Annotated in this window: 18 protein-coding genes; 4 read left to right on the top strand and 14 right to left on the bottom strand. The window is 42.2% G+C overall.

The window, feature by feature from the left end; translation table 11 throughout:
* Window positions 1-3 precede the first annotated feature (3 nt).
* Window positions 4-1365, top strand: a complete 1362-nt coding sequence (locus AC19MX_RS07210; RefSeq protein WP_498297334.1) for an anti-phage deoxyguanosine triphosphatase — start codon at window positions 4-6, stop codon at window positions 1363-1365.
* A gap of 190 nt (window positions 1366-1555) precedes the next feature.
* Here the strand turns inward: AC19MX_RS07210 and AC19MX_RS07205 are convergent, their stop codons facing one another.
* From AC19MX_RS07205 to AC19MX_RS07185, 5 genes are all read right to left on the bottom strand, one after another.
* The gene (locus tag AC19MX_RS07205; RefSeq protein WP_498297517.1) at window positions 1556-2476 is read right to left on the bottom strand and encodes a carbohydrate kinase family protein; all 921 of its coding nucleotides are present in this window, start codon (window positions 2474-2476) and stop codon (window positions 1556-1558) included.
* 5 nt (window positions 2477-2481) lie between these two features.
* Window positions 2482-4008: a mannitol dehydrogenase family protein gene (locus AC19MX_RS07200; protein ID WP_498297332.1), complete on the bottom strand. Its 1527-nt coding sequence runs from the start codon at window positions 4006-4008 to the stop codon at window positions 2482-2484.
* 142 nt (window positions 4009-4150) lie between these two features.
* Window positions 4151-5866 carry a purine-cytosine permease family protein gene (locus tag AC19MX_RS07195; RefSeq protein WP_498297330.1) on the bottom strand — a complete coding sequence of 572 codons (1716 nt, stop codon included), beginning with the start codon at window positions 5864-5866 and terminating at the stop codon, window positions 4151-4153.
* Between the two features lie 403 nt (window positions 5867-6269).
* Window positions 6270-7232, bottom strand: a complete 963-nt coding sequence (locus tag AC19MX_RS07190; RefSeq protein WP_498297328.1) for a sugar-binding transcriptional regulator — start codon at window positions 7230-7232, stop codon at window positions 6270-6272.
* A gap of 21 nt (window positions 7233-7253) precedes the next feature.
* Entirely contained in the window at window positions 7254-7925 is a 672-nt protein-coding gene (locus AC19MX_RS07185) for an HAD family hydrolase (protein ID WP_498297326.1), read from the bottom strand.
* 794 nt (window positions 7926-8719) lie between these two features.
* Here AC19MX_RS07185 and adhE point away from each other — a divergent pair.
* Entirely contained in the window at window positions 8720-11317 is a 2598-nt protein-coding gene (gene adhE, locus AC19MX_RS07180; protein ID WP_498297324.1) for a bifunctional acetaldehyde-CoA/alcohol dehydrogenase, read from the top strand.
* 55 nt (window positions 11318-11372) lie between these two features.
* On the opposite strand, the gene AC19MX_RS07175 is transcribed toward adhE, so the two are convergent.
* From AC19MX_RS07175 to zwf, 7 genes are all read right to left on the bottom strand, one after another.
* Window positions 11373-12065, bottom strand: a complete 693-nt coding sequence (locus AC19MX_RS07175) for an aspartate/glutamate racemase family protein (protein WP_498297323.1) — start codon at window positions 12063-12065, stop codon at window positions 11373-11375.
* A 157-nt stretch (window positions 12066-12222) separates the two neighbouring features.
* Window positions 12223-12783, bottom strand: a complete 561-nt coding sequence (locus AC19MX_RS07170; protein ID WP_498297321.1) for a hypothetical protein — start codon at window positions 12781-12783, stop codon at window positions 12223-12225.
* 279 nt (window positions 12784-13062) lie between these two features.
* Window positions 13063-14571 (bottom strand): SIR2 family protein, encoded by a 1509-nt coding sequence (locus AC19MX_RS07165; protein ID WP_498297319.1) that lies wholly within the window; start codon window positions 14569-14571, stop codon window positions 13063-13065.
* A 1044-nt stretch (window positions 14572-15615) separates the two neighbouring features.
* A complete protein-coding gene (locus AC19MX_RS07160) occupies window positions 15616-16260 on the bottom strand; it encodes a bifunctional 4-hydroxy-2-oxoglutarate aldolase/2-dehydro-3-deoxy-phosphogluconate aldolase (RefSeq protein WP_498297317.1) in 645 nt (214 codons plus the stop codon).
* 20 nt (window positions 16261-16280) lie between these two features.
* Complete coding sequence (gene edd / locus AC19MX_RS07155) at window positions 16281-18107, bottom strand: phosphogluconate dehydratase (RefSeq protein ID WP_432403229.1); 1827 nt, start codon at window positions 18105-18107, stop codon at window positions 16281-16283.
* A gap of 11 nt (window positions 18108-18118) precedes the next feature.
* A complete protein-coding gene (gene pgl, locus AC19MX_RS07150) occupies window positions 18119-18817 on the bottom strand; it encodes a 6-phosphogluconolactonase (protein WP_498297316.1) in 699 nt (232 codons plus the stop codon).
* A gap of 9 nt (window positions 18818-18826) precedes the next feature.
* Window positions 18827-20296 (bottom strand): glucose-6-phosphate dehydrogenase, encoded by a 1470-nt coding sequence (gene zwf, locus AC19MX_RS07145; protein WP_432403225.1) that lies wholly within the window; start codon window positions 20294-20296, stop codon window positions 18827-18829.
* A gap of 338 nt (window positions 20297-20634) precedes the next feature.
* Here zwf and AC19MX_RS07140 point away from each other — a divergent pair, with 338 nt between their 5' ends.
* A complete protein-coding gene (locus AC19MX_RS07140; protein WP_498297314.1) occupies window positions 20635-21489 on the top strand; it encodes a MurR/RpiR family transcriptional regulator in 855 nt (284 codons plus the stop codon).
* 318 nt (window positions 21490-21807) lie between these two features.
* Complete coding sequence (gene pyk / locus AC19MX_RS07135) at window positions 21808-23247, top strand: pyruvate kinase (RefSeq protein ID WP_432403221.1); 1440 nt, start codon at window positions 21808-21810, stop codon at window positions 23245-23247.
* Between the two features lie 568 nt (window positions 23248-23815).
* On the opposite strand, the gene AC19MX_RS07130 is transcribed toward pyk, so the two are convergent.
* Together AC19MX_RS07130 and psrA are read right to left on the bottom strand one after the other, a co-directional pair.
* Window positions 23816-26092, bottom strand: a complete 2277-nt coding sequence (locus tag AC19MX_RS07130) for an acyl-CoA dehydrogenase (RefSeq protein ID WP_432403219.1) — start codon at window positions 26090-26092, stop codon at window positions 23816-23818.
* An 11-nt stretch (window positions 26093-26103) separates the two neighbouring features.
* On the bottom strand, window positions 26104-26745 hold the full coding sequence (psrA, locus tag AC19MX_RS07125) for a TetR family transcriptional repressor PsrA (protein ID WP_160052423.1): 642 nt from the start codon (window positions 26743-26745) through the stop codon (window positions 26104-26106).
* Window positions 26746-26779 lie beyond the last annotated feature (34 nt).

The raw sequence follows: 26779 nt of genomic DNA, 5'->3' as shown, positions 1-26779 counted from the left end.
GTTATGCCCAATACCAAAGAGCAGCAAGACAATATTTGGCACCAACGCCTACTAGGTGAAGATAAACAACGCCGTAATGATCATCGCAGCCCGTTTCAGCGCGATCGCGCCCGCATTTTACACTCTGCTGCCTTTAGACGTTTACAGGCAAAAACCCAAGTACTGGGTGTTGGCATGAACGACTTTTATCGCACTCGGTTAACCCACTCATTAGAAGTATCGCAAATTGGTACCGGCATTACCGCACAATTACGCCGTAAATACCCCGAGTTTAAATACTTACTTAACTCGATGAGCTTAATCGAATCGGTTTGCCTGGCTCACGATATCGGTCATCCACCTTTTGGTCATGGTGGTGAAGTGGCGCTCAACTACATGATGCGACATCATGGTGGTTTTGAAGGTAATGGCCAAACCTTTCGAATTCTGTCACGCCTAGAACCTTATACTCCGTCATGGGGTATGAACCTTACGCGGCGCACTTTACTTGGGATCATGAAATACCCAGCCATGCATTCGCAATTGTTTATCGATCAACATAAGCCCGACATAGCCAATCATCGTCAATTGAAACCATCAGATTGGCCGCCGGTTAAAGGCTTATTTGATGACGACAACCCCATTATCGATTGGGTGTTATCAGCGTTAAGCGACAACGATCGCCAACTGTTTATCAGCAGTGAGCAAAGCCAGGTCAATGCCCACTACCCTCACCTTAAAACGCGTTTTAAATCATTAGACTGCTCGATTATGGAGCTGGCTGATGACATTGCTTATGCCGTGCATGATCTAGAAGATGCGATAGTGATGGGTATTGTCAATCAGCGCCAGTGGCAACATGATGTGGTTGATCAGTTACAACATATCAACGATGAGTGGTTAACATCAGAAATCGCCAGTATTGGCGAAAAGTTATTTTCCCATGAGCATCATTTACGCAAAGATGCCATAGGAACTTTAGTTAACGGCTTTGTCACTGCGATTAGCATCGATACCAACGACAGCTTTGAAGCCGACTTATTAAAATACAACGCGCAGCTGCAGCCAGATTTTGCCAGTACCTTGCATGTACTCAAACAATTGGTGTTTAAATATGTGATTCGTAAACCTGAAATTCAAATGCTCGAATACAAAGGCCAGCAAATCATTATGGAATTGTTTGAAGCCTTTGCGTCAGATCCTGAGCGATTACTGCCGCTTAACACCCGTGAGCGTTGGTTAGCCGCAAATGCTGAAAACAGTAACCCCATGCGCGTGATTGCCGATTATATTTCAGGGATGACCGATGGGTTTGCAGGCAGATTGCATCAACAGCTATTTGGTTCTAAAACTGCGGGGATTTTGGAATTAAGCAGCGAGCAATAATCATATTACCTAGAAAAGAAAAAAGCGCTTGGTTATTTATAAACATAAAAACCAAGCGCTAGCGGGTTAAATAAAGGGGAAATACCCAAAAGACACACGACACTTCACTTTTACATACAACAACTGTTTACATACAAAACGATTGATCTACTACTCAATTTTTACGCAACGCAACGCATCGCTTTAACGCTCACGCCGGTTGCATAAACGCATTAATCTGTTCAAGCGTTAATACAGGCGTTGCGCCAGCAGACTGCGCCACCATTGCGCCAACGGCACAAGCAAAGTTAATCGCATATTGCGGGTTATTGTCACTGCACAATTGATACAATAACGACCCTAAAAACGAGTCACCGGCGCCCACGGTATCAACCACATTGACCAGGTAACCAGAGTTGTAAAACTTCTGCCCTTTTACACTTAATAACGCGCCATGACTGCCTTTCGTTACACACAAATACTCAGTGTGTGTTTGCGCAGCAATGTAATCGACATTTTGCTCTAATGAATTAAACGGTGAACCCATTGCTTTGGCAATTTCGTAGAGTTCATCATCATTTAATTTAATGAAATCAGCTTTATTCATCAATTCAACTATGCTGTCGATATCGTAATGCGGCGCACGCAGATTAACGTCAAACACCGTAAAATGAGCCGCGTTCACTAACTCAGTTAATGTGGCTAATGACACAGGACTGCGGCCAATTAAGCTGCCAAATACCAATACATCAGCTTGTTTAACCTGGTTAATAATCGTGTCTGTTAACGCCACATTGTCCCAGGCAGTATCAGCCACGATTTCATATGACGCAGAGCCATTTTTGTCTAACGTCACCTCAACGGTACTGGTGCTTTTAAGCGGATTAATCGCAATACAATCGCGGTTAACGCCACGTTCATCAATAAATGCTAACAACTCATGGCCTAATTGATCATCACCTACGGCGCTGATCATTGAAACTTTAATGCCTAAAGCATTGAGCCTGACGCACACATTTAACGGCGCGCCGCCAACACGTTTACCGTCAGGAAAACAGTCCCACAAGACTTCACCAAAACAACTGATATTAATATCCGCTTTGGCTTTATGATTCACTAATACACTGTTCATCATGCTTAACCTTTTGCTTGTAATCTTGCTTGCATAATCGCTTTGATATTACTGTTTTCGCTATACAAGTCAGCAATGGCGTTACGGTAGTCTTTACAAAAAACCGCTTGATTGTTTAAGTCGCCAAATAAATCGGTTAACTGTAAAAAAGCTAATGGATCTTGACTCGTTTTACTGGCGAACGTATGTAATTTAGCGGCCATTTGATCGTTAATATCCAGCGCTTCACCTTGTTGGTTAACCTGTTTATCGCTGTATAAGCACCAGGCAGCAATCACCAAACAGGCTAAAGAGGTATCGCGATTTAAGGCTATGTTTTCATTAATGGATGCAATGATAAATTTCGGTAATTTTGCTGAGCTTTCTAAACAAATACGCGCCAGGCTGTCTTTGATGTTCGGGTTAGCAAAACGCTCAATTAAGGTATCTTTGTATTGGGTTAAATCGATACCCTCTAACTGATCAATCAATGGCGTGACTTCATCGTCCATAAAACGGCGTAAATAGGTGGCAAATAATGGGTCGGTAACGGCCTCATCAATCGTGGCAAAACCATGGATAGAACCGAGTAAACCTAATACAGAATGGCCGGCATTGAGTAAACGGATTTTCATTTTCTCAAATGGGGTAACATCGCTCACAAATTGCGCGCCAACAGTATCTAATGCAGGGCGACCATCACTAAAGTTATCTTCAATGACCCATTGAGTAAACGCTTCACAGGTGATTGGCCATTCATCATTAATGTGTAATGTATTGGCGACATGATCAATATCTGCTTTTGTGGTTACAGGGGTAATACGGTCAACCATTGCATTGGGGAACGCAACGTTTGCTGCTATCCATTGCCCTAACTCAGCATCAATTTTACTCACAAATGCTAATAACATTTTACGGGTCATGTCACCGTTATGTTGAATATTGTCGCAAGACTGAATGGTAAAAGGCTTCATGCCATTGGCTTTGCGTTGCATTAATGCGGCAGTGATATACCCAAAAGCGGTGATAGGGTCATGCAGATTAGCCATATCATGGATAATCTCAGGGTTCGCAAAGTCAAACTCACCCGTTGCGGGGTTAAAGTTGTAACCGCCTTCAGTAATGGTCAGAGAGACAATTTTGGTTTGTCGATTAACTAACTTATCAATCACCTGTTGCTTGTTTTCTGGTGCAAACAGAAAATCAATCATTGAACCAATCACTTGATGATCTATCTGACCATTAGGGTGACGCACCGTTAAACTGTATAAGTAATCTTGCTTAACCAATACATCACGCAAGCCACGGTTGGCTTCTAATAAACCCACACCACAAATAGCCCACGATTCCGAGCCTGGAGTTTTAAGCAATTCATTAACATACATTGCTTGGTGAGCACGATGAAAACCACCGACACCAATATGCACAATGCCTGCCGTTAACTGACTGCGATCGTATTTCGGCACATCAACATCAGCAGATAAAGTGGATAACGATTGTTGATTTAGCGGGTTAATTTTAACGTTTGATTGTTGAGTGTGCTGCATACTCATGCCTCGTAAAATATAATAATCGGTTCTGTGTTAGCTCAGTAACACGCCAGACCCAAAGCAATCTTTATCATTAATATGACCATTAATATGACCATTAATATGACCATTAATATGACCATTGCTTTGAGTCACTCATTGGGTTTTATGAATTTAAGTTTTTGTGACGTTTTAATGCAAAGTATGAACAACTAAAATAAATCACCGTACAAACAAAACACACGGTTTCGAATAACGATTTATTGTCTGCGTATATATCCATCGTTGGGCTATAAAACATCACATTCACGGCAAGTGCGGTAATAACCACTAACGAGATAAAGGCAAAACCATTTAATAGCTTGGTAAACTTACTTACATCTTCGATTGTTTCTTTATCATCTTGTGCCATTGCGTCTTGATATTCTGCAATTTGTTGCTGTTCTTTTTCATCAGCATTAATAGCGTCGCTATAATCTAAATCAGCACCGTATTTTTTGGCTAATACGGTGTAAATAATGATGGTGAATATCCAGGTAGGAATAAACAAATAGTAGAATGAAATCACATCTAAACTGTTTAAACCAAAGCCAAAGATTAATGCTAATGCCCAAGATGCAATGGCTGGTGTGCTTTTAGACAGGTTTTGATATTTAGCCCAATAGCGAGTTAAGCCGATTTTAGGAAATAGCACATGCTCAGCAAATACAATTCCGCCCACAGGCACCACTAATAAACCGGCATACGTCAGTAATGGCAGCATTTGGGTAAATACAAATGGAAAACAGGCAATCACTACCGTGACCATTCCCACAATCGCAGTGGTTCGTTCACGCGATTGATTAACAAAAATAGATTGTGCAGCAAGACCAGCACGATACAAGTTAGCGTTTGCTGTCGTCCATCCTGCAATGATAATAATCACAAAACCAGAAAAGCCTAAAGCATGATAAGCCACGTCACCAGGATCAAGCTGTGTGATGGTGGTTTTTAACAATACCGCAGTACCCGCGCCCATAATACCGGCCGAGATCCAGGCAATATAATGGCCAAAGAACATACCCACACCAGAAAACAAACCATAACTTTTACGCTTAGCAAAACGAAAAATAGCCATGTCGATTAAACCAAAGTGCGTAATCGAGTTGGCAGCCCAGGCAAATCCAATCACTTCAAGTAAACCAATGCCAGGCTCGCCTTTATCGTTTAAGCCCGTCCAGATTGAACTGTCGCCAATGGTCATAAAGTCTTGCCAGCCACCTAACGTCGTCGTGCCTATCACATGGTTTGATAACGCAGGGAATAAACTGAATGAACCGGCAATAAAGATAACAAATAACCAGGGCGCGCAGATTTTAGAAAAGTCAGCAACGGTTGAAAAACCATACATGGCTACTACTACAACGATTGAACCAACGGCCAATACAATCATCACAAACCATAAACTGCTGGGATACCAATTCAACTGCGCGGGAATATCAAACAAAAAGCGCACTGCGGTGGAAGACACGGTAATCATGGCGGCAGAAATCACGGCAAAGATAATTACGTTAGCCCAGTTATAGAGCTTGGTCATTGAATCGCCAGCAATTTTATTTAAATAATTGTACAAACTTAAACGGGTTTCAACGGCAATAGGCGCAGTCAGTAGCCACCAAGAACACATGGCTAACAGGTTACCAATCAGTAACCCTAAAAGGATATCTATCGTCGATGCACCTAAGGCGACAAAGGTTGCACCAATCACAAATTCGGTTGCAGCAACATGCTCCCCAGCATATAAACCTGCAAAATGTTTCCAACCGTGCAACTTATTCTTAGCGACGGGAAGCTGCTCTTCATTCATTTGATGAAATGAAGAATCTCGGTGACTTGTTGTCATTATTGTTATATTCCTATATTTTCAGGTAAATTAATCCCTCACCAATATCGATGATAAAATTAAGCAACTTACCTTTTTGACTATTTATTATTTCTGTTTAACTGAAATAATAACCCCATTGACGTTCTATTTTTATTAATACGTTTTGCTGCATATAAAGTTCAAGTACAAATAACACTTTATTGCTGATGCTTATTGTATTGTGGTTTATATTGAGATAAACCGACTGACATTATTTTTTAGTCAGTGTTTAAAATTACAATCTATTTTTCAAGCTCTATTTCTTAAGTTCTATTAATTAAACTCTATTGATTAACATACAGAGAGTAAAATCTATTTACGCCAAATCACTTTCACATCCATAATTCCAGTGACTCAGCCTACTCTGTTAGCATTCTATAATTTATTTCACTTTTGCAAGTATTTGCTCGGCGGTATATTCATTAGTAATTAATGAGTTAATTAACCCACCTTGCAATGCTGCACATATCGCATTCACTTTACTTTTACCTGCGGCAATACCATAAACGGGTTTACTGGCATTGGGTGTTAACGGCGCACTCATCACTAATTGATTAATGGGATGAGCTAATAACTGCCCTTGATGATCGTAAACCCAACTAATGATTTCACCTGCTGCGCTATCGCTCACCAATTCATTCAATTTATCTTGGTTAATAAAACCATCGAGCATTAAGGGTGATTGCTCGCCCATCTGCCCTATACCAACAAAGGTTGCATCAGCTTGTTCAACCAACGCTAAAATACTTTTTATCGGCGCTAACTCATGCAAAATGTTTTTCTCTGTCACTGAGTTTGCAATAACCGGCAATGGCATTGGGTAATGTTTAGCTTGGACTCTGTTCGCCATGCTGACCACAATATCAAATGCTGAAGCTGAACCGTCTGACATCATATTACCGAGCAACGACACAATTTTATGTTGTGGGCATTGCATTGACGGTAACTCATCAATACACGCCTTAAGTGCCCGACCCGTTCCAAATGCCAGCGTTTTCGGTTGTGCCGACTTTAAATAGCGTTCTACCACAGCCGCACTGGTTTGCGCTAAGCCATGTACCGAGCTGTCATCACTGGGATCACTAGGGACAATCTCGCACTCAAGTAAAGAAAATCTGTTTTTAAGTTGCTCAGCCAATTCCATGCATTTTGCAATGGGATGGTCTAAACGGACTTTAATTAAGCCTTCACTCACAGCAAGTGCAACGAGTCGCTGTGCTGATTGCCTTGATACCTCTAATTTCTGTGCTATTTCATCTTGAGTATTTTTAGCCACGTAATACAACCACGCCGCTCTAGCTGCATCTTCTAATCGCGCTAATTCTGAATTTGATTTACTGTCCATAATATTCCTCATTATTCAGTGTTAACGCATTATGCTGGGCATTAACTGAGCGAAATCTTGCCAATCTGTTAATGCCGTAATCTGTGGAAACGTTTTAGCTACCGGATGATTGTGATAACTAATATGTCCACCACCCACATAATGAATAACAGGCATATTGGCTGCGACAGCGGCTGTTACGCCAAAAAAACTGTCCTCTATCACTAAGCATTGTTCTGGTGCTACGCTCATACGCCTGGCTGCATGTAAAAATAAATCGGGTGCTGGTTTACCGTTTTCAACTTCGCTGCCGGTAAAAACATTCCCAGCAAACACATCGCTTAATCCCACCACCGACAACGCTTTTGTTGTGCGAGGTAAACTGCTGCTTGTGGCAATGCAAAATGGCACAGTTAAGGCGGCGAGTACCTCTTTAATGCCATTCGTAACGGTTAAATCACGCTCAAATGCCAATAACAACTGTTCTCGGTACTGCAATTCAAAAGCATGTGGCAACGTTATATTCAACAAACTGTTAATTTTGGCCGCGACAGTCCCAAATTGGCAGCCTAAAAAATGTTGTTGCACAAACGCCATATCAATCTGGGCACCCAACACGGCTAATTTGTCGATTAACACATTCGCGCTGATGACTTCACTGTCGATCACAACACCGTCGCAATCAAAAATGACTAACTTTGGCTTTGTATCCATAAACCAGCCTTAATGAATAAAGAAAATTAAGGTGCTATTTTACAATGGCTTTAAGCTAAAAATCCCACTTAACTGTCTATGTTAGGCATTATTCGATGCTTATTACGCTGCGTCATTATCTGTAATCAGGGTATGACTACCCTAAGTCGAGCTTTTGTACCTAGCGTGAGCATATGCCCTTTCATTGAGCATATTCCCTCTTCTCAATATTGATGTCAATCACATTTCTTGAATTAAATAAGCAAATCGAGCTTTAGCGGTTGCTTATGTACGTTTTGTGATAATAAAATGTTATTTAAATTCAATAGAATAATATTAAGTACACGTTGGAAGTACGATAATTAAACGATTCAACTTGAGCGAAAATCATTCAATCTGTAATACAGAACAATCAAGATTGAAGCTTAAGATTGTTATTTGACGCCTTGTACATTGCACCAATTAAACGCATTTTGAAGATGCAATGCGCAAGCTCATTTGCACTCAAGGTAAATGACTGAACTTTGATATTAGAGATTAGATATTAGATATTCGAGATTTGAAGGTTGAAGGTTGAAGGTTGAAGATTCAATTAGCACTTAATCATCAATCGCCATTCACTCAATAACATGTAATTGATATGCATATCTACAACACAAAAAAGTGCAAAAAACGTACACGCGAGTTGTAATAAAATTACATTTGTCGCTTTTATGTGGTCAGTATCACAGCATATTCACCCTATAAACTGTAATTTTATTTACAAAGAATATTTTGCAAAAACGATTTGTTGAATATTTTTAGAGGAAACCATTATGACTGTAACCAATACTCAAGAGCTTGACCTACTGGTAGAACGCGTTGCCAAGGCGCAGGCCGAATTTGCTAACTTTAGCCAAGAGCAAGTAGACAAAATCTTTAGGGCAGCGGCTTTTGCTGCTGCAGATGCGCGCATCTCTCTTGCTAAAATGGCTGCTACAGAAACAGGCATGGGTGTGCTTGAAGACAAAGTGATAAAAAACCACTTTGCGTCTGAATACATTTATAACAAGTACAAAGATGAAAAAACCTGTGGCATTTTGTCTGAAGACTTAACCTTTGGCACCATTACGATTGCTGAACCAGTCGGGATTATTTGCGGTATTGTGCCCACAACAAACCCAACCTCTACTGCCATTTTTAAAGCGCTTATAAGTTTAAAAACCCGTAACGGTATTATTTTTTCACCGCACCCAAGAGCGAAAAACTCAACCACAACAGCAGCAAGAATCGTACTCGATGCAGCTGTAGCGGCTGGCGCACCCAAAGACATTATTGGCTGGATAGATCAACCCAGCGTTGCATTATCTAATCAATTAATGACCCATGAAAAAATCAACCTCATTTTAGCCACCGGTGGCCCAGGTATGGTGAAAGCCGCCTACTCTTCTGGCAAACCAGCCATTGGCGTTGGCGCGGGTAATACTCCTATCGTTATTGATGAAACCGCAGACATTAAACGCGCTGTGAGTTCAATTTTAATGTCTAAAACTTTCGACAACGGCGTAGTGTGTGCTTCTGAGCAAGCTGTCATTGTGGTTGAAAGCATTTATAAGCAAGTCAAAGAGCGTTTTGCTCATTACGGCGGCTATATGTTATCTAAAGCCGAAACCGCCGCAATGCAAAGCGTCATTCTTAAAAATGGCGGCCTAAACGCCGACATCGTTGGTCAAAGCGCAGTCAATATCGCCCTTATGGCAGGTATTACCGTGCCAGGCCACACCAAAGTATTGATTGGTGAAGTGACAGACATTAATGATGCCGAAGCGTTCGCCCACGAGAAGTTATCTCCATTATTGGGTATGTATAAAGCCAAAGACTTTAATGAAGCCATGGATAAAGCTGAAGCCCTAGTCACTTTAGGCGGCATTGGCCACACCTCTGGTTTATATACCGATCAAGACACCCAGGAAGCACGCGTTAAAGCCTTTGGTTTTAGAATGAAAACCGCGCGTATTTTAATTAACACCCCTGCTTCACAAGGCGGCATTGGTGACTTATACAACTTTAAATTAGCGCCATCGTTAACTTTAGGTTGTGGTTCATGGGGCGGTAACTCAATTTCTGAAAACGTTGGCCCAAGTCACTTAATCAACAAAAAAATGGTCGCCAAGAGGGCTGAAAACATGTTGTGGCACAAGCTTCCATCATCAATTTATTTCCGCCGTGGCAGTTTACCGATTGCTCTTGAAGAGTTAAGCGACAAAAAACGTGCATTAATCATTACCGACAAGTTCTTGTTCAATAATGGCTATTGCAACGAAACCTTAAAGATCTTGAAAGCACAAGGGTTAGAAACCGAAGTGTTTTACGAAGTCGAAGCCGACCCAACATTAGCCATTGTCCGTCAAGGCGCTAAAGTGGCTAACAGCTTCCAACCGGATGTGATTATTGCATTAGGCGGCGGTTCACCTATGGATGCAGCGAAAATCATTTGGGTCATGTATGAGCACCCAGATGTTGATTTTGCTGACTTAGCCTTACGCTTCATGGATATTCGTAAACGTATTTACAAGTTCCCTAAAATGGGCCGTAAAGCCAAAATGGTGGCCATTCCTACCACATCAGGCACAGGCTCAGAAGTCACACCATTTGCGGTAGTCACCGATGAAGTGACAGGTAAAAAGTACCCTATTGCAGATTATGAATTGACACCCAATATGGCGATTGTTGACCCTAACCTTGTGATGGACATGCCTAAGTCATTAACGGCCTTTGGCGGTATTGACGCGGTAACTCACGCATTAGAAGCGTATGTCAGTGTAATGGCAAACGAATACAGTGACGGCCAGGCATTACAAGCTCTCGATTTACTGGTGAAATACTTACCAGACGCCTATGAGCTTGGAGCAAAAGCCCCTGTTGCCCGTGAGAAAGTGCATAATGGCGCCACCATTGCCGGTATTGCATTTGCCAACGCATTCCTGGGTGTCTGTCACTCAATGGCACACAAATTAGGTGCTGAGTTCCACCTAGCACATGGTTTAGCCAATGCACTGTTAATCTCTAACGTTATTCGTTTTAACGCCACAGACATGCCAACCAAGCAAGCGGCGTTCAGCCAATACGACCGCCCTAAAGCATTATGTCGTTATGCCGCCATTAGTGAACACTTAAAGTTAGGTGGCAAAACAGATGAGCAAAAAGTTGAAAAGCTCATTGAGAAAATCGAAGAGCTTAAGAAGGTCATTGGGATCCCCGCCTCTATTCAAGAAGCCGGTGTCAACGAAGCAGACTTTATCGCAAAATTGGATGAACTTGCAGAAGATGCATTTGATGATCAATGTACTGGTGCTAACCCTCGCTACCCACTCATTAGCGAGATTAAACAAGTGCTATTAGACAGCTTCTATGGCCGTGCTTATAAAGACTAATGTTATAAAATGCTAATACAAAACGCCTTAAGTGCCACCGCACTTAAGGCGTTTTTTATGTTAATGCTAATGTCACAGCACTGTTAGCATGGATTTGAGTGGTGTCGTATAACGGTACTTGAGTGTGTTGTTGCTGCACTAATAAAGCAATTTCAGTGCATCCTAAAATCACCGCTTGTGCCCCTTGAGCAAACAACTTATCGATAATGGTTAGGTAAGCTTGCCTTGATTGCGGGTTAATTTTACCTAAGCATAATTCTTGATATATCACGTCATGAATTCGCGTTTGGTCATCGGAATTGGGCACAATCACTTCAATGGGGTAATTGTCGCTTATCCTGAGTTTGTAAAAGTCTTGCTCCATAGTAAAGCGAGTGCCTAACAAACCGACTTTAGTGATGCCATCGGCCAAAAGTGCATTGGCGGTCGCATCGGCAATATGCAAAATCGGGATCGAGATTTGCGCCTGTATCTCATCAGCCACTTTGTGCATGGTATTGGTACAAATAAGCACAAAATCAGCACCACCGGCTTCAACCGCCACAGCGGCATCTGCTAATATCTTGGCAGTATCATCCCATAACCCTTGATATTGTAACGTTTCGATTTCAGCAAAATCAACACTGTACAAACAAATCTTAGCTGAATGCAATCCACCTAAGGCCGCCTTAACCCCAAGGTTAATCGCCTGATAATAGCTTTGCGTCGACTCCCAGCTCATACCGCCAATCATACCAATGGTTTTCATGCTTATTCCTGTGATGTAAGTTTGATGACACTTGGACTGATTTTACCGATGCTTCTTTTCATAAACAGTCGCTTACTCAACTAATTTTTGGCCTAACTTAATTTTGGCCCAACTTAATTTGGTCTGACTAATTTTGGCCCAACTTATTTTAAAAAAATTATTCATCTAAACCAAACTTTTTCCGAATGCGTTTAGCCCATGATGGCCTTTGTATTTTGTAGCTGTATATACTCTCTGGCACAATCATATTCGGGTTGGCTAATACAAGTGCATCAAAAAAAGCACGTCGATCAAATCCTCGATAGTTTGAGTACATTAGTTGCCTATGTTCTCCATTTTTGAGCACTATCAGGTTTGAAATAGATTCTTGCCCTGTATGGCTGATTTGCTTCAATTGCGTAATGTCAGAAACCTTAACCTGCCAACTCACATCACTAAAGGTGGGATCAAAATAGGACAAAGTGGTTTGCGTGACACACACCCTAATTTGTTTATTTTCAAACCAGAACCATAATGCTAAACCAAGCAATATCGCTTCAACAACCCAAATGGCAATATCAACAACCTCAAACAGCTGTGCTACCGCATGAGTATCGTTCGTTAACGTTGGCAGATATTTGTGCGCTGCTACGTATAAAAGGAATGCCACGCCAGCATTTAAAATCAGTAACAATGCTGAAGAACGTTGTTTCCTGGTATAAATGAAGTAAGTTGTCATGTTTACCCTTTATGAGAAACTAGGTTTTACACTGACCCAACTAAATTCTGACCCAACTAAATTTAGTGGACAGTGTCACTACATCGGAAATAAATTTAAAACAAATGCATTGGAATGGACTGTAAGTGGAATGTTCCACGACACATATGACGATGAAGTGTGCGTAAGAAAACATGGATTTAGCAATTGTTAGTATTGCTTTAATACTTTCTTAGATAATGAAGTGGCATAGTTATCTTAGCAAGCCTGAATCGTAAAACCGCCTTTCGGCGGTTTTCACTAACTATTCCTTTTATAATCGAACGCACATAGTAGGCGTCGATAGCCAGTCCCTTTTTTGTCTGGCATTTGCTTAAGAAATGCTTCAACTTCTTCCAAAGGAACCTTTTCATTCCATGTTGACCACATGATCGCATTGATTTCATTCGCTCGCGTGACAGAATCATCATCAAAGATTTCTTGTAAGCACGTATGAGTGGTTTCAACGGAACAAGGTAAACTCGCAACGTTCTCTTCAATTTTCCTTCGTTGCTGCTCTTTTAATACAGCAGACTTTTCGAGGTTGGGGTAAATCAGATCGAACGCGTAAATAGGGAACCATTGCGTGACTGCTATGTTTATCTTATCGATTAATCTAATCAAATGATGGTTTGACTCTTCAACGATATCAAAGTAATCAGACATAAAGCTAGATGCGTTCCTATGCTCATATGTAATGGATTTTGCTGAACCAATTACAAGAATCTTATCGCTATTATCAAGTGAATCAATATCTTCTGTAATGTTTACCTTAATGCTGCTCCCATCAGGGCTTGCACCAGAATAGATATCTTTAACAATACTCTGAACTTTTCGAATATCCATTGCTGATACAGGTAGGTTCAAGTTAGAAAGGGATTTGTAGATTTCGTTGAAATCATCTGTTTTCAACTTATTAATTCTGATAGTTGAAAATCCCTCTAGGTCAATGTCATGCTCGCTTATTTCATGTGATTGAGAACCACGTTCATACTCAACTAATAGAAAGTTATTGCGAATTTTTTCTGCATTATCTGAGTTAGGTTCGATATAGGTAAAAATGGTCTTTAACAGGCTCTTAATATTTTCATCGCCGATTCCGTATCCCATAAAGATGATAGGGTTATGAATGAAAATTGACAGTAGCTGCGCTCTGATTAGTTCATACTTATCGTTGAATTGAGCGTAATCACCTTCGGTGATAATTATTTTTGATGGATCGGTACAGCAACCATGAATTTTATATACGGAACCATATGGGTTGCTAAGCAAGATATCATTTCCCACTAGAGGCTCAAAGCTAAAAACATTCTCTACTAGAGCATCATAGTTGGTGGTGATTACTGAACCGATATTTTTGCGGATTTTTTTCAGCTCAGCCAGCTCTTCCTTTTTCTCTTCCTTGTAGTTAAGCTCACTTACTAGCTGCGAAATATAAACTTTGAAACGACTCAAATAGTTTTCGCTTTCCATCTCATGATAGAAAATATCATTGATTTTTTTGAATTTTCCGTTTCGATCTTTACCTAGGTCAGTATTAAACTCTTGCTCTATTTTCGTAGCAATTTTGGTATAATCATACTTACCGTTATCTCGACACTCAGCTTTAATATCAAGATAGAACTCGTTGTTCCCTTTGAGCTCAAAAGCTATGTGTTTTAGTAAGCCATCCCATGTAAAAGAATTATTTAGATAGCGTAGACTTAAACCAGCTCCTACAAACAAAACAGGGTGGTTTCTGTACTGCCCTATAAACTCATGTATGTTCATTCCAACCCCTAGCAACCCATGTTGTAGATAGTGTACCCCAAGTCATTAGTGCTGTGCCAACACATTTAAAAACAATGATATAGCTAGATAAAAGGTAATAATACTAATTCTTTAACATGAGCGTTATTCACAATTACATTGTTGTCCGCCTCAACGATTGTTAGTTTGAAAAGTACTTTCCATCAGCTGTATTGAGCATCTTTCTGGTTGATACTTTAGTGACTAACAGTGACAACCGTTTTCGATTCATTCTGGAAATTGTCTGATGTTTGAAATGACGAATCCATCACATAAGAAAAAGTATGCTAAATAGAGATAAATAAAACATGGATGATTAGATGCACTAGCAAAGAATGGGGCATAAATGAGTTACGTATATTGCTTGCAACCGTCCAAATTCAACTCTGAACTTGAGGCCGTTGAAGAAAATGACGTGAGCTAGCCATGGATGGCGAGCTAGCTTTAGAGGGGAAGGGACGCCCCATCTGAAGCGTTAGCATTTTCGAATAAGGCCGAAGAACACTCAGACGAAGTTAAAAGCTGGATTCAACCACGTCGCGAAATTATCGCTTTTCAGATAATTTTGATGTGGCGGCTGGGAGTTCCAAGAGGGAACAGCCGTTGGTTTCCTCTTGGTCTGGTGTGGGCGAAGCGCCACGACGTTAGTGGCCGTAGGCCATGAGTACAAAGCGACCAAACTACAAAAACTAACACCTGGATCCCGGCTCAAAAGCATTACCGGGACGACGATTACCCCCTGCGTAAGTTGACAACTTATGACCTTTGCTCTGGTGTGGGCGAAGCGCCAAGACGTTAGTGGCCGTAGGCCATGAGTACATAAACACCTGGATCCCGGCTCAAAAGCATTACCGGGACGACGATTCCCCCCTGCGTAAGTTTACTACTTATGACCTTGCTCTGGTGTGGCGAAGTGCCACGACGTTAGTGGCCGCAGGCCATATACTTGCGGCTATATGAAAACAAAAAGCCATAAAAAAACCAGCTAATTAGCTGGTTTTTAACGTGATGTCATTACAAGGTTAATTAAAGGGCGGCTAGCGCGTCTTTACATAACTGCGTAATACGATCCCATTCTTCATTGTCTACTGCATCTGTTGGGGCAATCCAGCTGCCGCCGATACAATCAACGTTTGGCAGAGCCAAGTATTCTTTGTATGTCGCTGGGCTGATGCCACCTGTTGGGCAAAAACGAATATCCGCTAATGGGCCAGAGAACGACTTAAGTGCATTCACGCCGCCTGAAGCTTCAGCAGGGAAAAATTTGAAGTGAGTGTAACCTAACTCCATTCCCACCATGATTTCAGAAATACTGGCAATACCTGGGATTAAAGGCACTGTGCCCTTTTTAGCCGCTTTTAATAAATCAACCGTGGCACCAGGAGTGATAATAAACTGCGAACCTGCTGCAACCGCTTGGTTAAGCTGAGCTTCATTTAAAATAGTACCTGCACCCACAAGGGCTTCAGGCACTTCTTTTGCAATTTTAGCGATCGCTTCAAGTGCACAAGGAGTACGTAATGTCACTTCTAATACACTGATCCCGCCAGCAACCAATGCTCTGGCTAAAGGCACAGCGTGTTCTAGTTTGTTTATCACCATAACCGGAACTACTGGGCTACGTTTAAACACTTCTTGTGGTTGAAGTAACCAGTTATTAGGCTCAATCATGTTACCGACTTCCTTTATTTTTAATATAATTCATCAATCGCGCTAGTGCTGCGAGCGCCTGTTTCTGGGCTGCTTAAGCTGCGACGTAACGCACCAAACAATTCACGGCCCATGCCGTACGCTGAATGGTGTAAGTCCACAATCCCTGCGGTGCGGTTAGCAAGTGTTTTCTCATCGACTAAAAGCGTTAATTCGCCGGTGGTCGCATCGATACGGATCACATCGCCATCTTGTACTTTGGCAATTAAACCGCCGTCTAATGCTTCTGGTGTTAAATGAATGGCTGCAGGGACTTTACCTGATGCGCCAGACATACGGCCGTCGGTGACTAATGCAACTCTAAAGCCTTTATCTTGTAAGGTACCCAAGAATGGCGTGAGTTTGTGCAGTTCAGGCATACCATTAGCTTTAGGGCCCTGGCCTTTCACAACAACAACGCAATCACGGTCTAACGAGCCAGACTTAAATAATTCGTCAATTTCATTTTGATCGTTAATCACAACCGCAGGAGCTTCGATAATTCGATTACCTGCTGGGACTGCAGAAACCTTAATCACAGCACGGCCTAAGTTACCTTTTAGTAAGGTTAAGCCGCCGTTGCTTTGGAAAGGCGTATCAAGATGCGTTAGTACTTCTTTGTCTAACGATTCAGTGACACCATCAACCCACTTTAATTCACCATCGATTAAACGAGGCTCTTGGGTGTAACGGCGTAAACCGTAACCGGCAACAGTGTTAACGTCTTCATGAATTAAGCCGCCATCAAGTAACTCTTTAACCAAGAAAGCCATACCGCCAGCAGCATGGAAGTGGTTAATATCAGCATGACCATTTGGATAAACGCGGGCAATAAGCGGTACAGCAGCCGACAATTCTGAGAAGTCATCCCAGTTAACAATAATGCCAGCAGCACGGGCAATCGCCACAATGTGCATGGTTAAGTTAGTTGAACCACCCGTTGCCAGTAATGCAACGATGCCGTTAACCACTGACTTTTCGCTAACCACTTCACCAATTGGGGTGTATTGCGTGCCCAATGAGGTTAAACGGCACACTTGCTTAGCCGCCATTTTGCTTAGCTCATCACGTAATGGGTCATCAGGGTTTACAAACGATGAACCAGGTAACTGTAAGCCCATGACTTCTAACATTAATTGGTTAGAGTTAGCGGTGCCGTAGAAAGTACAAGTACCCGCACTGTGGTAAGACTTAGATTCCGCTTCAAGCAATGCGGCGCGGTCAACCTGCCCCTGGGCAAATTGCTGACGAATACGGGCTTTTTCTTTGTTTGGGATACCTGACTTCATTGGGCCTGCTGGCACAAATAACATCGGTAAATGACCAAAACTCAATGCACCAATCAAAAGACCTGGAACGATTTTGTCGCAAATACCCAGTAGTAAGGCACCGTCAAACATGTTGTGCGATAACCCTACTGCGGTCGACATAGCAATGACTTCGCGGCTCAGTAAACTCAGCTCCATACCGGGTTGACCTTGAGTCACACCGTCACACATGGCAGGTACGCCTGCAGCGACTTGCGCAACACTGCCGACATCCATACACGCTTGCTTAAGCATGTTCGGATAGGTTTCATACGGTTGGTGGGCAGATAACATGTCGTTAAATGCAGTCACAATACCAATGTTGGCTTTGGTCAGTTGGCGTAAAGAGTCTTTCTCTACTGGCTGACAGGCAGCAAAACCGTGGGCTAAGTTGCCACAGCTTAATGCACTACGGTGAACGCCTTGAGCTTTGGCATCGTTTAGGGCAGATAAATAGCTTGAACGCGACTGTTGGCTGCGAGCAATAATTCTATCGGTAACAGTTTGTACTACTGAATGCATGGTAAAACTCCTTACGCGCTATAGAACACATCAACGGGCGTTTTACGCTGCGCTAATACGGCTCTAATGGGCATTTGGGTAACATCATCGTTTTCAAGTGCTTGATGATATACAGTTAATTTTGACTCTCCAACAAGATGCAAATAAATCTGACGGCTATTTAAAATGGCATCTTTAGATAACGTAATTCGCGCATGTGGTGCTGTAGTTGGATTGACCGCTGCACATAACGCCTTGGTGGTCAGGGCGTTATCTAATTCAGCGCTACACGGAAACCATGAACAGGTATGTCCATCGGTACCCATGCCCAGCACGACCACGTCAAATGGACGAGGAAAGTTAGCCAATGATTCGCTGGTCATGTCACAACCCGCTTCTGGGCTGGCAAACATATTTTTAAGACCGCGGAACTTGGCACTGGCGGCACGATTTTGTAACAAATGTGCACGAACCAGTCTTTCGTTAGAATCTTTTTCATCGGCATTAACCCAGCGCTCATCGGCTAGCGTGATGTACACATCACTCCAGTCGACTAACTTATGGCTTAATAACTCAAATAATTTTAACGGCGTTGAACCACCTGATACCACTAAACTGGCTTTGCCACGAGTATCAACCGCATCTTGCAATTGCAGTGCAATTTTGTCGGCTAATTTAGCTTCTAAGTCCGCGGGTGTATCAAACGATTTAAATACAGTTTCTTTAATCATATCTGCTCCCTACTCGTCCCAAGAACGGCCGTCTTTAGTGATAAGTGCCACAGACGCCACAGGGCCCCAAGTACCAGCTGGATACGGTTTTGGTTTTTCACCACTTTGTTCCCAAGACTGAATGATTCCGTCAACCCACTTCCATGCCTGCTCTACTTCGTCGCGACGAACGAACAAGGCTTGATTACCTAACATGGCTTCAAGTAATAAACGCTCATAAGCATCGGCAATACGTTCGTTTTTAAAGGTATCAGTAAAGCTTAAGTCCAACTTGGTCGTTTGCAAACGCTGCTTTTGCTCAAGACCAGGCACCTTGTTCATCATCTGAATTTCAACACCTTCATGAGGCTGTAAACGGATGGTTAACTTGTTAGGTGGCAGGTTACGATAGCTTGCACGGTACAGGTTGTGCGGTGGATTTTTAAAGTACACCACAATTTCGCTGCTCTTGAACGGCATACGCTTGCCACTGCGTAAATAGAACGGCACCCCAGCCCAACGCCAGTTATCAATATCAACACGTAATGCCACAAAGGTTTCGGTGTTTGAATTGGTGTTGGCGTCTTCTTCTTCCAAATAACCAGGAACAGGCGAGCCTTTTAAGAAGCCGGCACTGTATTGACCACGCACGGTATTCTCGTACACGTTGTCTTGGTTAATTGGGCGCAATGACTTAAGCACTTTTACTTTTTCATCACGAATGCTGTCAGCGTCTAAATTGACTGGTGGGTCCATTGCAACAAGGGTTAACACTTGTAGTAAATGGTTTTGGATCATGTCGCGCATCTGGCCAGCGCCATCAAAGTAACCCCAACGGCCTTCAATACCCACTTCTTCAGCAACCGTAATTTGGACATGATCGATTGTCCGGTTGTCCCACTTCGATGCAAACAACGAGTTAGCAAAACGCAGTGCAATCAAGTTTTGTACGGTTTCTTTACCTAAGTAATGGTCAATACGGTAAACCTGATTTTCGTTAAAAAATTCGGCGACTTGATCATTAATCACATGCGATGATTCTAAATCGGTTCCGATGGGTTTTTCTAATACAACGCGGGTGTCTGACTTAATTAAATCTTGCTCATTTAAACAACGACAGATAGCACCAAAAATTGAAGGAGGCGTTGCGAAATAGTTCACCATGACACGCTTACTTGGCTCAAGTAAATCGTGGAAAGCTTTGTAACCTTCAGGCTCGGTAAAATTGGTGCCGATGTAATGACAACGACTGAGGAAGCGTTCTAGCGTGGTTGGACAGATTTCATCTTTAACAAAAGTATTTAGTGCTTTTGTTACAAGGGCGATGAATTCTTCGTGGGTGAATGCATCTTTTGCAACACCAATGACCTTGGTTTCTTTATCGAGTAACTCTGCTTTATCTAGCTGATATAAAGAAGGTAATAATTTACGCCTAGCTAAATCGCCTTTTGTACCGAAAAGTACGAAGTCACAAGCCTTGGCTCCAATTGATTTGCCCATTGCTGAAAGCTCTCCTAATTATGTGTGTGCGCCATGTTCGAATTCGGTCGATGAATAAAAACACACTTTTGTTGTAATATAACAACAGAATTTGAATATTGCATCTTTAATTTACAAATATTGCATTGTGGTTAACCTAGTCATCTTTACCCATTATCTGGTATTATTTTCCACTTATAACAAGGCTTAGAAACCGTTTAACCGTGATCTGTGTCTTGAAAAATAACAACAGGATCGTGTAAAAGGTAAAAAAATAACTTAAATCACGAAATTCCTGTAAGTTATGGTATAAAACTACATAACCTACTACTTAGCTACTTTTTAGCGGATGCTTGCTTATGAATACCCTAGAAAAGGTTCAAAAAAGCCTTACCCAATTTAGTAAATCGGAACGTAAAGTTGCCGAAGTCATATTAGCCTCACCGCAAACAGCTATACATTCTAGTATCGCAACGTTAGCCAAAATGGCTGATGTGAGTGAGCCTACCGTTAACCGCTTTTGCCGTCGCCTAGATACTAAAGGCTTCCCTGATTTTAAGTTACATTTGGCACAAAGTCTTGCTAACGGCACACCTTATGTTAGTCGACATGTTGAAGAAGACGACTCTACAGACTCTTATACAACAAAAATCTTCGAATCTTCAATGGCATCGCTCGATACCGCACGTCAAAGTCTTGATACAGCGGCCATCAATAAAGCCGTTGATGTATTGACGCAAGCCAAGACTATTTCGTTTTTTGGCCTTGGTGCTTCCTCTTCTGTTGCCCACGATGCCCAAAACAAGTTCTTCCGTTTTAATGTACCAGTAATTTGTTTCGATGATGTGTTAATGCAACGTATGAGCTGTATTAACTGTAATGAAGGCGATGTAGTCGTGTTGATATCTCACACTGGACGCACCAAATCATTAATCGAAATAGCGCGCATTGCTCGTGAAAATGGCGCCGCGGTGATTGGTATTACCGCCCGTAACTCGCCATTATCATTAGAGTGTACGTTGCCTGTCACCATGGAAGTACCAGAAGACACCGACATGTACTTACCAATGGCGTCTCGTTTAGCACAGTTAGTGACAATCGATGTACTGGCTACTGGCTTTACCTTGCGCCGTGGACCAAGATTCCGTGAAAACCTAAAACGGGTTAAAGAAGTCTTAAAAGAGTCTCGCGTGAATAAAGATCTCACCATTTAACGGCGATTTGTTACCCGAACTGTTAAATAATTACACAATAAATTAAGTTTTGATCCCGAGTTTGTAATCTAACATCAGTACTTAAAAGACACTAAAGGCCAAACGGGTGATCCCGATTGGCCTTTTTTATTGTAAAAATCACTTATATGTCACATAAAGTACACCGTAAAAGTCGTTTTTTTGTTTGTAACTTTACTACATTAATTAAGAATGTCTGTTAATATAGTTACATCATTTAAGTACTAAGATAGCTTGTGTACTTTAAATAACCGAATTCTATTTAACTCAAAATCTTACTTATCATTAACGGAGTATCTCATGTTCCGCAGAACAAAAATCGTTACTACACTTGGACCCGCAACTGACCGCGATGACAATTTACGTAAAATTATCGCAGCCGGTGCTAACGTGGTTAGACTTAACTTCTCACACGGTTCACCAGAAGATCATTTAAAACGTGCTACAGATACACGTAGAATCGCTAAAGAATTAGGCAAACATGTTGCTATTCTTGGTGATCTACAGGGCCCAAAAATCCGCATATCTACGTTTAAAGACAACCAAAAAATTAAACTTAACTTGGGCGATAAATTTATCCTTGATGCTGATTTAGGCAAAGGTGAAGGCGACGATAAACAAGTGGGTATTGATTATAAGCAACTTCCAGATGATGTTGTGATTGGTGATATCTTGATGCTTGATGATGGCCGCGTGCAATTACGTGTTGACAGTGTAGAAGGCCGTAAAGTCTTTACCACTGTGACCGTTGCAGGTCCTTTGTCTAATAACAAAGGCATCAACAAAAAAGGCGGCGGCTTAACTGCTCCTGCGTTGACTGAAAAAGACATGGCAGACATTAAAACGGCTGCGATGATTGATGTTGACTACTTAGCTGTATCGTTCCCACGTACTGGTGCTGATTTAGACCTTGCACGTAAACTTGCTGTAGAAGCAGGCAGTTATGCATTAATCGTTGCTAAAGTTGAACGTGCTGAAGCCGTAGAAACTGATGAAGCGATGGATGATGTGATCAGAGCATCTGACGTGGTGATGGTTGCCCGTGGTGATTTGGGTGTTGAAATTGGCGATGCTGCGTTAGTTGCAGTGCAAAAGCGTTTAATTCAACGTTCGCGCCAGTTAAACAAAGCCGTTATTACTGCAACGCAGATGATGGAATCAATGATCACTAGCCCAATGCCAACCCGTGCAGAAGTGATGGACGTGGCTAACGCGGTATTAGATGGTACTGACGCTGTTATGCTATCAGCTGAAACTGCTGCTGGTGACTTCCCAGAAGAAACCGTAATGGCAATGGCTAACGTTTGTTTAGGTGCAGAATCACACCCAAGCGTGAAAGTGTCTAAGCACCGTATGGATCAAAGCTTCTCATCAGTTGAAGAAACAATCGCATTATCAACTATGTATGCCGCTAACCACCTAGCTGGCGTGAAAGCGATTATTTCGTTAACAGAATCTGGCGCAACGGCAAAATTAATGTCACGTATCAGTTCTGGCTTACCGATTTTTGCTTTATCACGTCATCAGAAAACATTAGCCAGCATGGCGATGTATCGTGGTGTTCAGCCAATTGAGTTTGACTCAACGGCTTTCCCTGCTGACGAATTAGCGAAAGAAGCATTGAACTGCATGGTTAAGGCTGGTTACTTATCAAGTGGTGACATGGTACTGATGACCAAAGGCGATGCGATGGAAACCATCGGTGGCACTAACACTTGTAAAGTGTTGATTGTTGCATAACTCGCTCAATATGACCCTCGCAGCCAGCTAAACCACCTGCTGAGTCAATAATGTTAAAGCCAACCTCGTGGTTGGCTTTTTTATTGCCAGAATGAATACCCATCCGCATTAATAAGTGACCACTAAAGTAATACCATTTCCATTAATTATGTGGCTAATCAGAGTCACTCAGATTGTTTAGTTTAAGACGCATTGTTGAAATAATGGTATTCCCTTCTAAGACAATGCAACAAAGAAATGAACGGTCTGAGTGTCTCCTGCAAGGCGGGTTTCTGTGCCTTCTATGCTGCTTAATAGCATTTTGAGTTACTACTGCATGGATGCAGGAGGTAGAGTAACGAAGTAGCAGTTGCCGAGAGCAACTATGCCTTCAATCCTATTACTTGCCTAGAAGACACAGAACTCCCGCTGAATGACCAGATAATGAGTGGAATTGGTATAAGATATCGCACTCGACTCACTCATCGTGATGAGATGCCGTGATTGATATCCTACCTAAACTCAAGGTATAAAAAAGCCCCGACTGAGTCAGGGCTTTAGTGTTAAATCATGTTATATCTCAAAGCAATTATAACTTGTCGAAATCATTAACATTGATTGCGGCTAAACGCAGTACATCGGCTTCTACAAGTTGTTTGTGTTCAGCTTCTGTAATGATGTCTTTATCAAGCGCCACATCAAACAGCTCAAGCATCGGTAACTTAGGCTTTAAGTGACCACTGCGTTGTGCTTTTTTAAGCTTCTTGTACAAATCTTTCGCTGCATATTTGGCTAGGAATGCATTTTCCACTTCAGCAATACCGCTGGTGTCACCGTCGAACTCACCACACAGGAAGGTAATACGGTCACGTGCAGGTCCTGGCTTAAGCATGCCTTTACACACCTCAACCGCAACTTTGTCGCTTGGTGCGTTAAAGTGATTACCCAGTGGGAAAATCAACACTCGTAATAGTACCGCAGCAATTTTACTTGGGAAATTACGTATCGCATCGTCAAGTGCTTTAGCCGCTAAGTGTAAACGCTCAGTCATAGCGTAATGCACAGCAGGCAAATCATCTTGTTGACGGCCATTGTCTTCAAATAACTTCAACGTGGCTGAGGCTAAATATAGTTGACTCAATACGTCGCCCATACGTGCAGAAATCATTTCTTTACGCTTAAGGTCGCCGCCCATGATCAACATTGATAAGTCAGTCATAATCGCAAGTGATGACGAAATACGTGTCATGTCGCGGTAATATTGCTGAGTGGGTCCGCTTACTGGCGCACTGGCAAAACGACTGCCGGTTAACGCGCTACCCAAAGAGCGTAATGCGTTACCGATGGCATAACCCATGTGGCCAAGTAGTAATGAATCGAAACGATCTAGTGCCGATGTTTCATCTTCCATGCCCGCGGCTTCCATTTCAGCCAACACATACGGATGACAACGGGTTGCACCTTGACCAAAAATCATCAATGAACGCGTTAGAATATTTGCACCTTCAACGGTAATTGAGATTGGATTAGCCATAAATGCATGGCCTAAATAGTTTTTAGGGCCTAATTGAATGCCTTTACCAGATTGAATGTCCATTGCATCTTCAAGCACATCACGACCCAGTTCAGTCATGTGATACTTTGCAATAGCGGTGACGACTGACGGTTTTACTTTTAAGTCGATACCTTGGGTCGTTAAACGACGTGCTGCTTCAAGTTGATAGGTATTGGCAATAATACGTGCCATCGCTTCTTGTACGCCTTCAAAATTACCAATTGGCATACCAAACTGTTGACGAACATAACTGTAAGCTGTGGTCGTTTTAGTGGCCACGTGGCCAGATGCTGTTGCAAGTGCAGGTAATGAAATACCGCGCCCAGCAGACAAACATTCAACCAGCATACGCCAGCCTTTACCAGCATATTGAGGGCCACCAATAATCCAATCTAACGGGATAAAGACATCTTCGCCGCTCGTGGTGCCGTTCATAAATGCCATCATTAATGGATTATGACGACGGCCAATTTCTACGCCTTTATGATCGGTTGGGATCAAGGCACAGGTAATACCTAAGTTTTTAACATCGCCCAATAAACCATCAGGGTCACGCATTTGGAACGCTAAACCTAATACTGTTGCAACGGGTGCAAGGGTAATGTAACGCTTGTTCCACGTAAGGCTTAAACCTAACGTTTCTTCGCCTTCAAATTCACGACGACACACAATACCCACATCAGGGATTGCGCCAGCATCACTGCCCGCTTCTGGACCGGTTAACGCAAAACAAGGAATATCTTTACCGACAGCAAGAGACGGTAACCAATGATCTTTTTGCTCTTGAGTACCATAATGCGTCAATAACTCACCAGGGCCTAACGAGTTAGGTACCATTACCGTTACTGCGGCACTCACACTGCGTGTAGCAATTTTGGCCACAATCGTTGAGTTAGCATAAGCAGAAAACTCGCGCCCGCCGTATTTTTTCGGGATGATTAACGCAAAGAAGCCTTCGTCTTTAAAGTATTGCCACAATTCTGGTGGCAAATCTTTACGATTATGAACGATATCGAAATCGTCAATCATGGTGAGGGCGGTTTGAACTTGATTATCGATAAAATCTTGTTCCTCTGCCGTTAATGTTGGCTTACCGTAACTGTGTAACATATTCCAGTTCGGCTTACCGCGGAATAATTCACCTTCCCACCACACGTCGCCCGCTTCCATTGCTTCTTTCTCGGTGCTCGACAAAGGTGGCAACACTTTTTTGAAGAACGAAAATACCGGACGCGTAATAAACTGCATGCGGATATTACGTACGCCAAAGAGGACAATGATCGCGATAAGTAGCAATATGACGATACTCATTTTATACCTTCTTAGTTTGTTAACACAGGGACAGCCACACCGGCTGCCATGTAGGGAATGACTTTACGAATAATTGCTTCAGTGTTGTTATGCTCACCATAATCGGCTGCGGCAATTTCATTTAATGCATCTGCTGATGCCATGGTGAACACAATGGTTCCCAAGGTAAAATGTAAACGCCAAAACATTTCTGCTGGCGGAATGTGCGGCGCACTTGCCGCAACAGCTTTAACAAATGTAGCTAAGTGCTCACCATAATGTGTGGTGATAAACCAGCGTAAATGACCTTGGCTTTCTATGTAGCCACGACCGAGCAACTGCAGAAAAATAATTGTTCCGCCATTACGCACTTTATTTAATTCTAGTAACGGTTTAATTAAAGCAGAAAAAATCTCGTTTAGTGAAGCGTGTTCAGGCGCATGATGTAAACGATTTATCTCAATGGCTGCACTTGGCATAAACACGTCAAGGTAGCGTGCTAATACTGCACGGATTAATTCTTTTTTAGAACCAAAATGGTAATTGACCGACGCCAAATTGACTTCGGCTTTACTGGTGATCAGTCGTAACGAAGTTTCAGAAAAACCCCTCTCAGCAAACAACTTTTCAGCTGCATCAAGTATTCTTGTTTTTGTATCAGTACGGCTTGCCATTCCATGACCCAATTTAATTTAAACACCCGTTTAA

The organism is Shewanella sp. MF05956, assembly GCF_059758055.1.
The sequence above is the reverse complement of the archived record's forward strand: the minus strand, read 5'-3'. Positions and strand labels throughout refer to the sequence as shown.

Bases quoted from the DNA above. Each gene is read 5' to 3' on its own strand.
- AC19MX_RS07210 (WP_498297334.1), top strand. From the start codon at position 4: ATGCCCAATACCAAAGAGCAGCAAGACAATATTTGGCACCAACGCCTA.
- AC19MX_RS07140 (WP_498297314.1), top strand. From the start codon at position 20,635: ATGAATACCCTAGAAAAGGTTCAAAAAAGCCTTACCCAATTTAGTAAA.
- psrA (WP_160052423.1), bottom strand. From the start codon at position 26,745: ATGGCAAGCCGTACTGATACAAAAACAAGAATACTTGATGCAGCTGAA.
- AC19MX_RS07130 (WP_432403219.1), bottom strand. From the start codon at position 26,092: ATGAGTATCGTCATATTGCTACTTATCGCGATCATTGTCCTCTTTGGC.
- AC19MX_RS07205 (WP_498297517.1), bottom strand. From the start codon at position 2,476: ATGAACAGTGTATTAGTGAATCATAAAGCCAAAGCGGATATTAATATC.
- AC19MX_RS07185 (WP_498297326.1), bottom strand. From the start codon at position 7,925: ATGGATACAAAGCCAAAGTTAGTCATTTTTGATTGCGACGGTGTTGTG.
- AC19MX_RS07190 (WP_498297328.1), bottom strand. From the start codon at position 7,232: ATGGACAGTAAATCAAATTCAGAATTAGCGCGATTAGAAGATGCAGCT.
- zwf (WP_432403225.1), bottom strand. From the start codon at position 20,296: ATGGGCAAATCAATTGGAGCCAAGGCTTGTGACTTCGTACTTTTCGGT.
- pyk (WP_432403221.1), top strand. From the start codon at position 21,808: ATGTTCCGCAGAACAAAAATCGTTACTACACTTGGACCCGCAACTGAC.
- AC19MX_RS07200 (WP_498297332.1), bottom strand. From the start codon at position 4,008: ATGAGTATGCAGCACACTCAACAATCAAACGTTAAAATTAACCCGCTA.
- AC19MX_RS07170 (WP_498297321.1), bottom strand. From the start codon at position 12,783: ATGACAACTTACTTCATTTATACCAGGAAACAACGTTCTTCAGCATTG.
- edd (WP_432403229.1), bottom strand. From the start codon at position 18,107: ATGCATTCAGTAGTACAAACTGTTACCGATAGAATTATTGCTCGCAGC.
- AC19MX_RS07165 (WP_498297319.1), bottom strand. From the start codon at position 14,571: ATGAACATACATGAGTTTATAGGGCAGTACAGAAACCACCCTGTTTTG.
- AC19MX_RS07195 (WP_498297330.1), bottom strand. From the start codon at position 5,866: ATGACAACAAGTCACCGAGATTCTTCATTTCATCAAATGAATGAAGAG.
- AC19MX_RS07175 (WP_498297323.1), bottom strand. From the start codon at position 12,065: ATGAAAACCATTGGTATGATTGGCGGTATGAGCTGGGAGTCGACGCAA.
- pgl (WP_498297316.1), bottom strand. From the start codon at position 18,817: ATGATTAAAGAAACTGTATTTAAATCGTTTGATACACCCGCGGACTTA.
- adhE (WP_498297324.1), top strand. From the start codon at position 8,720: ATGACTGTAACCAATACTCAAGAGCTTGACCTACTGGTAGAACGCGTT.
- AC19MX_RS07160 (WP_498297317.1), bottom strand. From the start codon at position 16,260: ATGATTGAGCCTAATAACTGGTTACTTCAACCACAAGAAGTGTTTAAA.